Origin of the sequence: Actinoplanes italicus (assembly GCF_003001815.1) — a bacterium.
Lineage (GTDB): Bacteria > Actinomycetota > Actinomycetes > Mycobacteriales > Micromonosporaceae > Actinoplanes > Actinoplanes italicus.
The window spans coordinates 37629-50814 of record NZ_PVMZ01000033.1; the positions used below are offsets into that span (position 1 = coordinate 37629).

Genomic DNA, 13186 nt, shown 5'->3' on the forward strand with positions numbered 1-13186 from the left:
GACGGTCTCCTCGCAAGGACGGTGGCCGACACCGGGCGTGCCGGCCACCGGGAACGATCACGGGCGAAGCAGGGCCTTGATGGCGCGTCGTTCGTCCATCGCCTGGTATCCGGCGGCGGCCTCGTCGAGTCCCAGTTCCAGGTCGAACACCTTGCCCGGGTTGATCTCGCGCTTGAGGATCAAGTCGATCAGTTCGGGCAGGAACCGCCGGACCGGGGCCGGCCCGCCGTGCAGGTGCACGCCGGAGAAGAACAGCTCCGTGCCGGGCAGCGTGACACCGTGCGCGACGCCGACGTAGCCGACGTGACCGCCGGGGCGGGTGGAGTTGATCGCCTGCATCATCGACTCCTGGGTGCCGACCGCCTCGATCACCGAGTGCGCCCCGTACCCGCCGGTCAGTTCTTTGATCTTGGTGACGCCGGCGTCACCGCGCTCGGTGACGATGTCGGTGGCGCCGAATTCGAGGGCGAGTTTCTGCCGGTCGGCGTGCCGGCTCATCGCGATGATCCGCTCGGCGCCGAGCTGCTTGGCGGCGAGCACGGCGAGCAGGCCGACGGCGCCGTCACCGACGACCGCGACGGTCTTGCCCGGGCCGGCCTGGGCGGCGACCGCACCGAACCAGCCGGTGCCAAGGACGTCGGAGGCGGCCAGCAGCGACGGGATCAGATCGGCGTCCGGCAGCTCAGGGGTGGCGATTAGGGTGCCGTCGGCCCACGGAACCCGCAGGTACTCCGCCTGCGCACCGCCGCTCTCGTCGACGATGAACTCCAGGTGGGGGCAGCGGGACTGGTAGCCGGCCTGGCAGATCTCGCAGGTGTTGTCGGAGGTGAAGAAGGAGCCGATCACGAACTGGCCGGGCGTGATGTCGCGGACCTCGGTGCCGACCTGTTCGACCACGCCGACGTACTCGTGGCCCATCGGTGTCGGCCCGTTGACCGCTTCGATGCCGCGGTACGGCCACAGGTCCGAGCCGCAGACACAGGCGGCGGCGACGCGGATGACCGCGTCCGTGGGCTTGAGGATGGCCGGTGTGTCGCGCTGCTCCACGCGAACGTCGCCGGGGGCGTGCATGACAACCTGACGCATGTCAGTTCTCCTTGGTGGTGAAGATCGCTTGGCGACGGACATCGCCTCGATCGGTTCAGACGGGGCGAGAACGTTCTGCCGTCGAACGTTCCCTGGGTGCCGAGGGCTCGTCGGCCTCGCGTGACTCCTGGCGAGGACTGATCTTGAGCGTGGCGTGACGGGCCTGCGGGGCGACCATCCGGTCGACGTAGCTCGCGCCGTAGCGGCGGTACTTGGTGCGGTAGCCCGCGTCGATACGGTCGTTGATCGCCGCGTCGTCGACGGGGGTGAACGTGACCTCGATGTCGATACCGCCGGCATCGATGCGGCCCTGTCGCTGGGTGAGTGCCCGGCGGTACCAGGCGCTGCTGGTGCCGTAGGCGGAACGCAGGTACAGGTCGTCGCCGTCAGCGATCACCCAGACCGGCACGACTCGGCGTGGGCTGCCGTTCTGGCCGGCGGTGACGACGCGCAACTCGTCCGCCCCGCCGATCGCGGGGAGTTCCTCAGGCGACCAGTCGGCCATGATGACAATTCCTTTCCGCTGTGCCCGCTCGTTCCGGGCTTACCTCCATGGGATCGGAAACCTGGGGCGTGGGGGAGTTCCTGACAAAGCGTGTACTGACAGAGCACCCTTGACCGGCTTCGAGGCGCTGAGAGTCGCGGGTACCCGGAGGCCCCCGGGTACCCGCGAGATCGTTGCCCGCCGTCGTGCGGCAGCCATCAACTCAGTCCGGCCCACTCGCCGACGACGGTGGGCTCGTACGGGCAAGTGGTCACCGAGTTCGGCGAAGGGCTGCCCGGCTCGATGACGAGGATCAGCCCGGATCCCGCCTCCGGCGATGCGGCGCGTGTGGTCGCGCCGGGCCCGACGGCGAACAGTGCTGCGGCGGCGAGGAACAATGCTGCCGCTACTGCGGTCGGTCGCATGTCACACCTGCAACAGGGTCTTGATGGCGCGGCGCTCGTCCATCGCCCGGTAGCCCTCGGCGGCCTGATCGAGCGGCAGCGTGAGATCGAAGACCTTCCCCGGGTCGATGGTGCGGTCGCCGATCAGCCGCATCAGGTCGGGCAGGAAGCGGCGTACCGGTGCGGGCCCGCCGTGCAGGTGCACCAGGGCGTTGAACATGTCCATGCCGGGCAGGCTGACGTCGTGGGTGACGCCGACGAAGCCGACGTGCCCACCGGAGCGGGTCGAGTGCACGGCCTGCATCATCGACTCCTGTGTGCCGACGGCCTCGACGACCGAGTGCGCGCCGAGCCCGCCGGTCATGTCCTTGATCCGGGCGATGCCCTCGTCGCCGCGTTCGGTGACGATGTCGGTGGCGCCGAACTCCGTGGCCAGTTTCTGCCGAGGCTCGTGGCGGCTCATCGCGATGATGCGTTCGGCCCCGAGCTGCTTGGCGGCGAGGACGGCGAGCAGTCCCACCGCGCCGTCGCCGACGACGGCGACGGTCTTGCCGGGGCCTGCCTCGGCGGCGACCGCGGCGAACCAGCCGGTGCCGAGCACGTCGGAGGCGGCCAGGTAGCTGGGGATCAGGTCGGCCGGCGGCAACTCTGGTGTGGCGACGAGGGTGCCGTCGGCCAGAGGTACGCGCAGGTATTCGGCCTGGGAGCCGATGGTGCCCATCAGTACGCGGTGCACGCAGGCGCTCTGGTAGCCGGCCCGGCAGATGTCGCAGGTGTTGTCGGACGCCCAGAACGAGCCGACGACGAACTGCCCTTTCCTGATGCTGGTGACAGCGCTGCCGACCTCTTCGACGATGCCCACGTACTCGTGGCCCATCCGGGTCGGCCCCTGCAGTTTCTCGATGCCCCGGTACGGCCAGAGGTCGGAACCGCAGACACAGGCCGCCGACAGCCGGATGATCGCGTCGGTCGGCTGCTCGATCCGCGGATCGTCCAGCGTTTCCACGCGGACGTCGCCGGGCGCGTACATGACTGCACCGCGCATTATTTCCTCCTCGTTAATGGTCGCTGCGATGATGCCGAATTCCCAGCCGGTTCGTTTCCATACCGGGCGAAGGGTGCCCTGTCAGTACCTGTTTCGTCGCGCGGCAATGTACTCACGTCGCGGATTGCCGCAGCCGGTATCCGCGACCGACCACCGTCTCGATGGATTCCGGGCCGAGCTTGCGGCGCAGCGTGCCGACGGTGACCCGTACGGTCTGTGTGAAGGGATCGGCATGGGCGTCCCAGACGTGTTCGAGCAGTTGCTCGGCCGAGACGACCTCGCCGGGACGGGTCATGAGGTACCGCAGGACCCCGAACTCCTTGCGGGTCAGGTTCAACGCGGTGCCACCGCGGCTGACCAGATGGCGGGCCGTGTCCAGTTCGATGTCGCCGGCGACCAGCGTCGCAGTCGAGTGGCGGTTCTCCCGCCGGAGCAGCGCTCGCAGCCTAGCCAGCAGTTCAGGCAGGTGGAACGGTTTGACCAGGTAATCGTCGGCGCCGCCGTCCAATCCCCGGACCCGATCGTCCAGGCCACCACGGGCGGTGAGGATCAGCACCCGCAACTCTGCCGCACCAAGCGCGGGTATGCGGTCCTGACGTAGGTCGCGACAGAGAGTGAAGCCGTCGCCGTCGGGCAGATTGACGTCGAGCAGCATCACGTCGTACTCGTTGACCGTCAGCCGTTCGTATGCCTCGGCCACGTCCAGCGCGACATCGACGGCATAGCCGTCACGGGTCAGACCGACGCGCAGACCTTCGGCCAGATCGGGCTCGTCCTCGACCACCAGCACTCGCATTTGCGCAACGCTATGGGCAGCGGTCATCGTCTGGAAGTCATTGTCGAGGGGTGTATCAACAGGGAACCCCTGATGGGTTGACATCATCCGAAATCCGTATCTCGAATGCACCCCGCACTGCGGCCGGTTACTTTCGGATTATTTTCGGGCGCTGCTGATCTGCTTCTCAGATCTCGACGTCGGCCAATGCCTTCATACCGTGAGGATGGGAAACATGTCCGAAGAGTTACCGAAAGGATCCGTGTCACGGCGGACCCTGCTCGCCAGCACGGCCAGTCTCACCGGCGTAGCGGCCACCAACACTCTGGTAGCGCCGGCCGCCGTGGCGAGCCCTGCGCCGGCGGTCGACGCAGCAACCTCGGGCCAGGTGTCGCTACGTATCAACGGCGATCAGCACACCCTCACGGTGGACAACCGCACGTCACTGCTCGATCTGCTGCGCGAGCAGCTCGGGCTGACCGGAACGAAGAAGGGCTGCGACGCCGGCGCCTGCGGGGCCTGCACGGTGCTGGTCGACGGCCGCCGCGTCAACGGTTGCCTGACCCTCGCCAGGCGCCTCGACGGCGCGGAGGTCACCACCGTCGAGGGCCTGGCCGACGGCGACGAGTTGCACCCGTTGCAGCAGGCGTTCATCGACCACGACGCCTTCCAGTGCGGGTTCTGCACGCCGGGACAGATTGTCTCCGGGACCGCCTGCATCGCCGAGGGACACACCGGGTCGGCTGCGGAAATCCGGGAGTGGATGAGCGGCAACATCTGCCGCTGCGGCGCGTACACCAAGATCGTGACAGCGGTGCACCAGGCCGCCGGGAGGCGATGACCGATGTTCCCCTTCACCTACACCCGGCCCACCAGCACACCGGCGGCCCTGGCGGCCGGCGCGAGCGGCGGGCGGTACATCGCCGGCGGCACCACCCTGGTCGACCTCATGCGCGAGACCGTGGAACGGCCGGACAGCGTGGTCGACATCGCCGGGCTCCCGCTGGGCGGCGTCACCGCGACCCGCGGCGGCGGCCTGCGCATCGGGGCACTGGTGAGCATGACCGACGCCGCCCGGCACCGGCTGGTCCGCACGGCGTACCCGGTCATCTCTCAAGCCCTGGAACTGAGCGCCTCACCGCAGCTGCGCAACATGGCCAGCATCGGCGGCAACATCCTGCAACGCACCCGCTGCACCTACTTCCGTGACATCAGCGCCGCCTGCAACAAACGCGAGCCGGGCTCCGGCTGCGCGGCACGCGAAGGCTGGAACCGCACGCACGCCATCCTCGGCACCTCCCAGGCGTGCGTGGCCACCCACCCGTCCGACCTCGCCGTCGCCCTGACCGCGCTGGACGCCACCGTGCACCTGATCGGTTCCGCCGGGACACGCCAGGTCGCTTTCGGCGACTTCCTGCTGCAGCCCGGCGCGACCCCGCACCGCGAGAACGCCCTACGGCCGGGTGAACTGATCACCGCTGTTGAGATCCCGGCACATCCGCGCCCGCTGTCCTCCGGATACCTCAAGGTCCGCGACCGGCAGTCGTACGAGTTCGCCCTCACCTCCGCCGCGGTGGCACTGCACATCGACGGCGGCGTCATCCGGACCGCGAAGGTCGCCGCCGGTGGCGTCGGCACCGTCCCGTGGCGGCTGCGCGCCGTCGAGCGGCAGCTGGTCGGCCGGCGCCCGACACCGCAACTGTGGGCCCGAGCCGCCGGGCACGCCGCGGACGGCGCCCGCCCGCTTGCCCACAACCGTTTCAAGCTCGGCCTGCTGGAACGCACCGTCGAGCGTCAGCTGCGCGTCGTAGGAGGCACCCGATGACCCAGCCACGCAACGCCGTCGGGGTCGGCCACGCCCGGGTCGAAGGCCGCCTCAAAGTCACCGGCCAGGCCGGCTACGCCGCCGACCACAACATCGACGGCATGTTGCACGCCGTCATCGTCGACGCCACCGTCGGCCGGGGCCGCATCACCGGCATCGACGCCACCCGCGCGCAGGCTCAGCCCGGAGTCGTCGCCGTGATCAGCCACCTCAACGCCACCCGGCTCACGTACCGGGAGAACCCGAACTCCAACCACCCGCCGGGCGAACGGCTGCAGGCGTTGCAGGACGACCGGGTCCGGTTCTTCGGCCAGCCGGTGGCGGTCGCCGTCGCCGCCACGCTGCAGCAGGCTCAGCACGCCGCGAGCCTGGTCACCGTCGCCTACGCCGCCGAGCAACCAGCGCTCGGGCTCGGCGAGGGCACCCCCAACGCCGCCGAGAGCTACGCGCGCGGCGACACCACCGGCGCCCTCGCCGCCGCCGACGTGCGGATGACCATGGCGTACGCGCCCGCGCGCACCCACCACAACCCGATGGAGCCGCACGCCACCGTCGCGCAGTGGGACGGCGACCGGGTCACCGTGTGGGACAAGACCCAGTGGATCAACGCCACCCAGGCCGAACTCGCGTCGGTCTTCGACATCCCCCGCGCCCAGGTACGTGTCGTCAACCCGTACGTCGGCGGTGCCTTCGGCAGTGCGCTGCGGCCCTGGCCGCATGTGATCATCGCGGCGCTCGCGGCGCGGATGACGCGGCGCCCGGTCAAGCTCGTCCTCACCCGCCGCCAGCTGTACTTCGGCACCGGATACCGGCCCGCCTACGACTACCGGATCACCCTGGGCGCCGACCGCCGCGGCCGGCTGACCGCGATGGAACACACCATCCGGGCCGAGACATCCTCCTACGAGGACTTCCGCGAAGCCGTCACCGCGGCCGGGGAATCGCTGTACAGCATGCCGAACGTCCGCATCGACTACCGGTCGGTCGCCCTGGACGTCAACACCCCGATCTGGAAACGCGGACCAGGGCCGGCCACCGCCGCGTTCGCCATCGAAGTGGCCCTGGACGAACTCGCGCACCGCGTCGGCGTCGACCCGGTCGAGCTGCGGCTGCGTAACGAGCCCGAGAAGGACGAAGGCAGCGGGCTGCCGTTCTCCACCCGCCGGCTGCGCGAGTGCCTCACCACCGGCGCCCGCGAGATCGGCTGGCAGCGCCGGGCCCGACCGGGAACCCGCCGCGACGGCGACTGGTTGATCGGCATCGGCATGGCCGCCGGCAACTACCACACCGTGTCGGCGCCGGCCCAGGCCCGTGTCCGGCTGAACGCCGACGGCACCGCGTTCGTCGAGACGGCCAGCAGTGACATGGGTCCTGGCACCTACACGTCGATGACGCAGGTCGCCGCGGACGCGCTCGGGTTGACCCTGGACACCGTTCAGATGCGGCTCGGTGACTCGCTGTACCCGCCCACCCCTCCGCACGGCGGCTCGATGACCATGGCCAGCATCGGTACGGCCGTGCTCAACGGCAGCGACACCGTACGCCGCCAGGCCATCGACCTTGCGGTCAAAGACCGGAACTCTCCGTTGTACGGCACGGCCCCGGACAAGATCGTGGTCCGCGCCGGCCGGCTCACCGTGCGGGATCAGCCCGGCCGGGCCGACACTTACGAGCGGCTGCTGGCCCGCAACAACCGCGACCACCTCGAGGCTGTCGGCTCCTACACCCCCAACGACGCCGGACAGCGGTTCTCGATGAGCGCCTACGCGGCCACCTTCGCCGAGGTCGCCGTCGACGCCTCCCTCGGCTTGATCCGCATCCGCAAGCTCGTCGGGGTCTACGACGCCGGCCGGATCGTGAACCCGCGGCTGGCCGAGAGCCAGGCGATCGGCGGCATGGTCGGTGGCATCGGTGCCGCCCTGCTGGAACACACCGTCACCGATGTCCGTGACGGCCGCATCGTCAACGCCAACCTCGCCGACTACCTGGTGCCGGTCAACGCCGACGTCCCCGACCTGAAAGCCGTCTACCTCAACGGCGAGGACCCGCACATGGTGTCGCTCGGTGTGAAGGGCCTCGGCGAGGTGGTGCACGTCGGCGTCGCCCCGGCGATCGCCAACGCGGTGTTCAACGCCACCGGCCGCCGCGTGCGCTCCCTGCCGATCACCGTGGAGGCGTTGCAGTGAGCGGGCTGCGCGAGGTGTGGCCGTTCGTGGACGCGCATCACCGGGCGGGCCGGCCTGTCGTGCTGGCCCGCCTGGTCGGGCGCGACGGCCCCGGCGCCCGGCCGATCGGCGCCGTCATGGCCGTAGCCGGCGACGGCACGTGGCGCGGCTCGCTGTCCGGCGGCTGCGTCGAGGGCATCGTCATCGACCACGCCCGCGCGGTCCTGGCCGGCGCACCGGCGTGCCTGATCCCGGTGTCGCCGGGCGGCGAGCTCATGCCGTGGGAACCGGCTCCGGCCTGTGCCGGGGAACTGCGGGTTCTGATCACCCCGGCGCCACCGTCCGCGGTGCACACGGCGATCACCGCGGCGCTGGACACGGACGAGGCCCTGGATGTGGGCACGGCGCTGGAGTCCCCGCACGACTGGCGGCTCAGCGCGGCCGCGGGCGCCTTCGTCGAGCGGCTGCGGCCGCGGCGGCGTCTCGTGCTCGTCGGCGCCACCGATCTGGCTGCCACGATCGCCGACATAGCCGAGGGTCTCGACCGGCGGGTCGTCATCGTCGACCCGCGGGCCGGGCACCTCGGCTCCGGGGCGTTTCCGGCGAGCGCCGTGCTCGTGCGCTCCTGGCCGGACGAGTGGCTGCGACATCACCCGCTCGAGGAGAACGATGCCGTGATCACGCTGAGCCACGACCCCCGCATCGACGACCGGACCCTCCGCGCCGCCTTACCAGGACCGGCTCGTTACGTCGCCGCTCTGGGCAGCCGCGCTACCCACCGGCAGCGCCTGGCCCGTCTCGACGGCACGCCCGGGCTTGCCCGGCTACGCGGTCCGGCCGGCCTCGATCTCGGCGGGGCCGGCATCGGCGAGACTGCCTTGTCCATCCTCGCCGAGCTTGTCGCCCTGGACCACGGCCGCACCGGGCAGCCCCTGCGCGCCGGGCACCTGCCCATCCGGGCCGACCCGCCAGCGTGTCCCAGCTCGGACGAATCGCTGATGCCACGGCTGACCGTGTCGACGCGGTAGTGCCGGGCGATCCGTCAGTGCGATGCGGTGGACGCCGCTTTCGCCGGCCGGGCCAGCACCAGGCCGGCCACCGACAGCACCGTGCAACCGATCATGAGAAGCGCCATCGGTACGGCGGTGTCCTGGCCGCCGAGGCCCGCGATCGGCGCGATGACACCCGCGGCCACCCACGTCACGAAGCCGAGCATCGCCGACCCGGTGCCCGGATGCTCGGGCACCTCCGCCGATGCCAGCGCGCCACCGTTCGGGCCGATCAGGCCCTGCGCGGTCATCAGCACGAAGAAACAGACGATCACCAGCAGCAGTGGCGTGCCGAACCACAGCGCGCCCACCAGCATCGCCACACCGGCGCCCAGCGCGGCGACCTGCCCGGCCAGGATGACCTTGCGGGTGGCGACCCGGCCGGCGAGCCGAGCGGCGACCAGCGCGGCGAGGGTCATGCCGGCGGCGTTGGCGGCGAAGTCGACCGAGTACGCGACCGGCGACATGCCGTTCATCGACTGCAACACGAACGCCGACGTCGCCACGTACGCGAAGATCGCACCCATTCCCGAGCCACTGACCAGCACGTATCCGACGTACCGGCGCCGGGCGAGGACCTGACGGCCGGCGACCGCGAATGCTCGTAGGCCGCCGCCGTGCCGCCGGTGCGGCGGCAGCGACTCGGGCACCGCGATCAGCACCGCCGCCACCATCGCCACGCCCAGAGCGGCGACGGCCCAGAACGACATCCGCCAGCCCGACAGCTGCAGGATGGCGGCACCCAGCAGCGGGCCGGCGATCGGCGCGATCCCGCCGACGCCGGCGATCACGTTGAGCACCCGGACGAGCTGGGCGCCGCGTGCCAGGTCGACGATCACCGCCCGGCCGATCACCATCGCCCAGCCACCGGCGAAGCCCTGCACGAACCGGGCGGCCATCATGACGCCGATCGACGGCGTCAGCGCGCACACCACCGACGCCACCGCCATCACGGCTACCGAGGCCAGCAACAGCCGCCGCCGGCCGTACTGGTCGGAGACCGGCCCGCCGATCAGCTGACCCAGCGCCATGCCGACGAAGAACGTCGTCAGGGTGAGCTGCACCTGCGTGGCCGTCGACGACAGGTCATCGGCGACCTCCGGGAACGCGGGGACGTACATGTCGGTGGCCAGCGGCGCGATCGCGGTCAGGAAGATCACCGTGGCGATCAGTGTGGTCGTCAGCTGTGCCTGACGCCGTACCCGATCAGGCGTCGACTGTTCGACGAGAACTGCACTCATGCGTCAAGAACACCGGACTCGAGCGGTGGAAGGAAGTCACCGACGATGGGTGTACCAGCAGTACATTCCAGGTGAGCGGTCCGCGTCGTACCGTCGAAGACATGAACAATCGAGCCGAGGTCCACGACTTCCTCACCACCCGCCGCGCGAAGATCACCCCGGAACAGGCGGGACTGCCCGCCGCAGGCCAGCGCCGGGTGCCCGGTCTGCGGCGCAGTGAGGTCGCCGCGCTGGCCGGCATGAGCGTCGAGTACTACGCGAAGCTGGAACGCGGATCGCTGGCCGGTGTCTCCGCCGGGGTGCTCGAGGCGATCGCCCGCGCCCTGCAACTCGACGAGGCCGAACGAGCCCATCTCATGCGCCTGGCGCAGGAGGCCAGCGGCACCAGCGCGCTGGTCCGGCCCACCCGCCGGCCCAAGCAGTGGACCGTACGGCCCAACCTGCAGTGGACGCTGGACACGATCACCGCCCCGGCGATCGTGGTGAACAACCGGCAGGACCTGCTCGCCGCCAACCTGCTCGGCCGGGCCATGTACAGCGACGTCTACACCAACGCCAACGGCGTGCCCAACTTCGGGCGGTTCACGTTCCTCGACAGCACCGCCCACCGTTTTTACCCCGACTGGAACCTCGCCGCCGACATGACCGTGGCGAACCTGCGCACCGCCGCCGGCAAGGACCCGCACGACAAAGGACTGCACGACCTGGTCGGTGAACTGTCCACCCGCAGCGAGGACTTCCGCCGCCGCTGGAGCGCCCACAACGTCCGTACCCACGGCACCGGTACCAAGACGTTCCACCACCAGGTCGTCGGTGACCTGGAACTGGCCTACGAGACGATGGACCTGCGTGCCGAGGACGGAGCCGGGATGACGATCTACGCCGCCGAACCGGGCTCACCCACCGCACAGGCCCTCACACTGCTCGCGTCCTGGGCCGCCACCAACGAAAGCACCCCTGCCACATCGCAGCGCTAGCTCGAGCCGGGGAAAGCAGGACCATGGCTCGCGTCTTCATCACCGGTTCGGCCGACGGATTAGGCCGAGCCACTGCGGACACCCTTCTCCACGAAGGGCATGAGGTCATCGTGCACACGCGCAACACCGAGCGGCTGGCCGCGGTGAAAGATCTCGTCCATCGCGGCGCTTCGGCAGTCGTCGGAGATCTGGCCGACGCGGGGCAGACCCGTGACGTGGCCGCTCAGGTCAACCGGCTGGGCTCCGCCGACGTGGTGATCCATAACGCGGGGGTCTACAGCGGCGCGCAGGTCCTGCCGGTCAACGTCGTCGCGCCGTACCTGTTCACCGCGCTGATCCAGCGGCCGCGACGGCTGATCTACCTCAGCAGCGGCATGCACCACGGCGGACGCGACACCCTGGCTGGGCTGGACTGGAGCGGTACCCGGCCGACGGGCTCCTACTCCGACAGCAAGCTGTTCGTCGCCACCCTCGCCCTCGCGGTGGCGCGCCTCTGGCCCGATGTGCACAGCAACGCCGTCGACCCGGGCTGGGTACCCACCCGAATGGGCGGGTTGGGCGCCCCCGATGATCTGCGGCTGGGCCACCTCACGCAGGAGTGGCTCGCCACCAGCGACGACCCGGCGGCGCTGACCAGCGGCGGCTACTGGCACCACCAGCAACGCCGCGAACCGCATACGGCGGCCCGCGACGTCACCTTTCAGACCGGGCTTCTCGATGCGCTGGCCGGCTACACCGCGACAACGTTGAAGTGAAACGGGTGACTCTGCCCTTGCCGTACCGGTATCCGGCTCGTCCTACCGGCCGCCGGTCGAACAGGGGGCGATGTCGACTCGCTGGTCCGGATCGCCGTTGACCGTCGGGTAGATGGGGGCTTCCGCGGCGGTGTGCCACGGCAATGCCGGCCACCACGGCTGTTGTGCGGCGACCGCATCTTCGGTCGGCTCGGTCGGCACCCCGGGCACGAGTGCCAGGTAGCGCTGCCCGCGGCATGCCGCTTCGGCTCGTACCCGCTCGACCGGTTCGGTCCAGCTGTGCGGGGCGAGGCTGAACCGTCCCCAGTGCACCGGAATCAGCAGCTCACCGCGCACCAGGGCGTTCGCTTCGACGGCGAGCTCCGGGCTCAGATGGGTGTCCGGCCATTTCGGGTCGTACTGCCCGGAGTCGATCATGGTCACGTCGAACGGGCCGAGACGTTGCCCGATCTGCGCGAGCTCGGCGAAGTACCCGGTGTCGCCTGAGTACCACATCCGGTGCTGCGGGCCCCGCAATGCCCACCCGGACCACAGGGTTTCGCTGCTGCGCAGCGGGTCCCGGGCGGACGAGTGCCGGGCCGGTGTGGCAACCAGCTCCACAGAGCCGACAGTGGCACTGTCCCACCAGTCGAGTTCACGGATCCGGTCCGCCGGGATGCCCCATCGCTCCAGGTGAGCCCCGATTCCGAGTGGTACCACGAACGTGGTGGCTGACCAGCCCGCCATGGCCCGGATTGTCGGATAGTCGAGGTGATCCCAGTGGTCATGCGAGATGAGCACGACATCCATCCGGCCGAGGTCGGCGAGGTCCGCCGGCGGCGGATAGAACGCCTTGGTGCCCAGCAGTCTGGACGGTCCGGCCTGTTCTCCCCATACCGGGTCGATCAGCACCCGCAGACCGTCGATCTCCACCAGCGTCGAGGAGTGACCGAACCAGGTGACACGCAGTCCGTGCGTCGGCGCGACAGCGAGCCGGCTGGTATCGGTTGCTGCGATACTCAGGGGCTGATCCGGGCTGCTCGTGTCGCTGCCGCCGCCGGGGATCGACGCGGTGGGCGAGATCCACTGCGGCCAAGGATCGGCGAACTCGCCGTCTTTCCATTGCGGTGACCGTTCGATGCTGGCCAGCCGGTCGCCCGACGGGGACGCGCCGAACGGTGCGGTGCGCACGTAGATCAGACCACCGGCTACGGCGATCACCATCAGGGCGCCGATGACGGCCAGGGCCCGGCGTACCCAGCGCCGTCGACGTCGGGGGCGGGCAGGTGCAGCCTTACCCGGGGCGTCTAGGGCGTCTTCAGGTTTAGTGGCGACGTCAGTGCCGTCGTCACTGTCCGGTCGTCCCGTCATACGGGGATCCTCCTGTGTAGGGAGCAGGCG

Annotated in this window: 13 protein-coding genes; 6 read left to right on the forward strand and 7 right to left on the reverse strand. The window is 70.1% G+C overall.

Features of this window, described 5'->3' with window-relative positions; all coding sequences use genetic code 11:
* Nucleotides 1-57: 57 nt before the first annotated feature.
* The 5 genes from CLV67_RS46200 to CLV67_RS46220 all read right to left on the reverse strand — a co-directional run bounded on the left by CLV67_RS46200 (nt 58) and on the right by CLV67_RS46220 (nt 3815).
* The gene (locus CLV67_RS46200) at nt 58-1086 is read right to left on the reverse strand and encodes a zinc-dependent alcohol dehydrogenase family protein (RefSeq protein ID WP_106330337.1); all 1029 of its coding nucleotides are present in this window, start codon (nt 1084-1086) and stop codon (nt 58-60) included.
* A gap of 55 nt (nt 1087-1141) precedes the next feature.
* Entirely contained in the window at nt 1142-1591 is a 450-nt protein-coding gene (locus CLV67_RS46205; RefSeq protein ID WP_106330338.1) for a DUF2255 family protein, read from the reverse strand.
* A 197-nt stretch (nt 1592-1788) separates the two neighbouring features.
* On the reverse strand, nt 1789-1995 hold the full coding sequence (locus CLV67_RS46210; RefSeq protein WP_146169577.1) for a hypothetical protein: 207 nt from the start codon (nt 1993-1995) through the stop codon (nt 1789-1791).
* A 1-nt stretch (nt 1996) separates the two neighbouring features.
* The gene (locus CLV67_RS46215) at nt 1997-3019 is read right to left on the reverse strand and encodes a zinc-dependent alcohol dehydrogenase family protein (protein ID WP_106330340.1); all 1023 of its coding nucleotides are present in this window, start codon (nt 3017-3019) and stop codon (nt 1997-1999) included.
* A gap of 112 nt (nt 3020-3131) precedes the next feature.
* Nucleotides 3132-3815, reverse strand: a complete 684-nt coding sequence (locus tag CLV67_RS46220) for a response regulator transcription factor (protein ID WP_106330341.1) — start codon at nt 3813-3815, stop codon at nt 3132-3134.
* A 367-nt stretch (nt 3816-4182) separates the two neighbouring features.
* Between CLV67_RS46220 and CLV67_RS46225 the strand changes: the two genes are divergently transcribed.
* Genes CLV67_RS46225 through CLV67_RS46240 form a run of 4 tightly spaced genes read left to right on the forward strand, consistent with a single transcriptional unit; the run spans nt 4183 to nt 8812 of the window.
* Entirely contained in the window at nt 4183-4635 is a 453-nt protein-coding gene (locus CLV67_RS46225) for a (2Fe-2S)-binding protein (protein ID WP_239166895.1), read from the forward strand.
* Nucleotides 4636-4638: 3 nt separating this feature from the next.
* Nucleotides 4639-5619 carry an FAD binding domain-containing protein gene (locus CLV67_RS46230; protein WP_106330343.1) on the forward strand — a complete coding sequence of 327 codons (981 nt, stop codon included), beginning with the start codon at nt 4639-4641 and terminating at the stop codon, nt 5617-5619.
* Nucleotides 5616-7805, forward strand: a complete 2190-nt coding sequence (locus tag CLV67_RS46235) for a xanthine dehydrogenase family protein molybdopterin-binding subunit (RefSeq protein WP_106330344.1) — start codon at nt 5616-5618, stop codon at nt 7803-7805. The genes CLV67_RS46230 and CLV67_RS46235 overlap by 4 nt, the downstream gene beginning before the upstream one ends.
* Nucleotides 7802-8812 carry an XdhC family protein gene (locus CLV67_RS46240; protein WP_106330345.1) on the forward strand — a complete coding sequence of 337 codons (1011 nt, stop codon included), beginning with the start codon at nt 7802-7804 and terminating at the stop codon, nt 8810-8812. Before CLV67_RS46235 ends, CLV67_RS46240 begins: the two co-directional genes overlap by 4 nt.
* Before the next feature lie 14 nt (nt 8813-8826).
* Here the strand turns inward: CLV67_RS46240 and CLV67_RS46245 are convergent, their stop codons facing one another.
* Nucleotides 8827-10074 (reverse strand): multidrug effflux MFS transporter, encoded by a 1248-nt coding sequence (locus CLV67_RS46245; protein ID WP_106330346.1) that lies wholly within the window; start codon nt 10072-10074, stop codon nt 8827-8829.
* Between the two features lie 101 nt (nt 10075-10175).
* Here CLV67_RS46245 and CLV67_RS46250 point away from each other — a divergent pair, with 101 nt between their 5' ends.
* The gene (locus CLV67_RS46250) at nt 10176-11051 is read left to right on the forward strand and encodes a helix-turn-helix transcriptional regulator (protein ID WP_106330347.1); all 876 of its coding nucleotides are present in this window, start codon (nt 10176-10178) and stop codon (nt 11049-11051) included.
* A 23-nt stretch (nt 11052-11074) separates the two neighbouring features.
* Nucleotides 11075-11806, forward strand: coding sequence for an SDR family NAD(P)-dependent oxidoreductase (locus CLV67_RS46255; protein ID WP_106330348.1), 732 nt, complete (start codon nt 11075-11077; stop codon nt 11804-11806).
* Nucleotides 11807-11848: 42 nt separating this feature from the next.
* Here CLV67_RS46255 and CLV67_RS46260 read toward each other — a convergent pair whose 3' ends face one another.
* Entirely contained in the window at nt 11849-13156 is a 1308-nt protein-coding gene (locus tag CLV67_RS46260) for an MBL fold metallo-hydrolase (protein WP_170154254.1), read from the reverse strand.
* Nucleotides 13157-13186 lie beyond the last annotated feature (30 nt).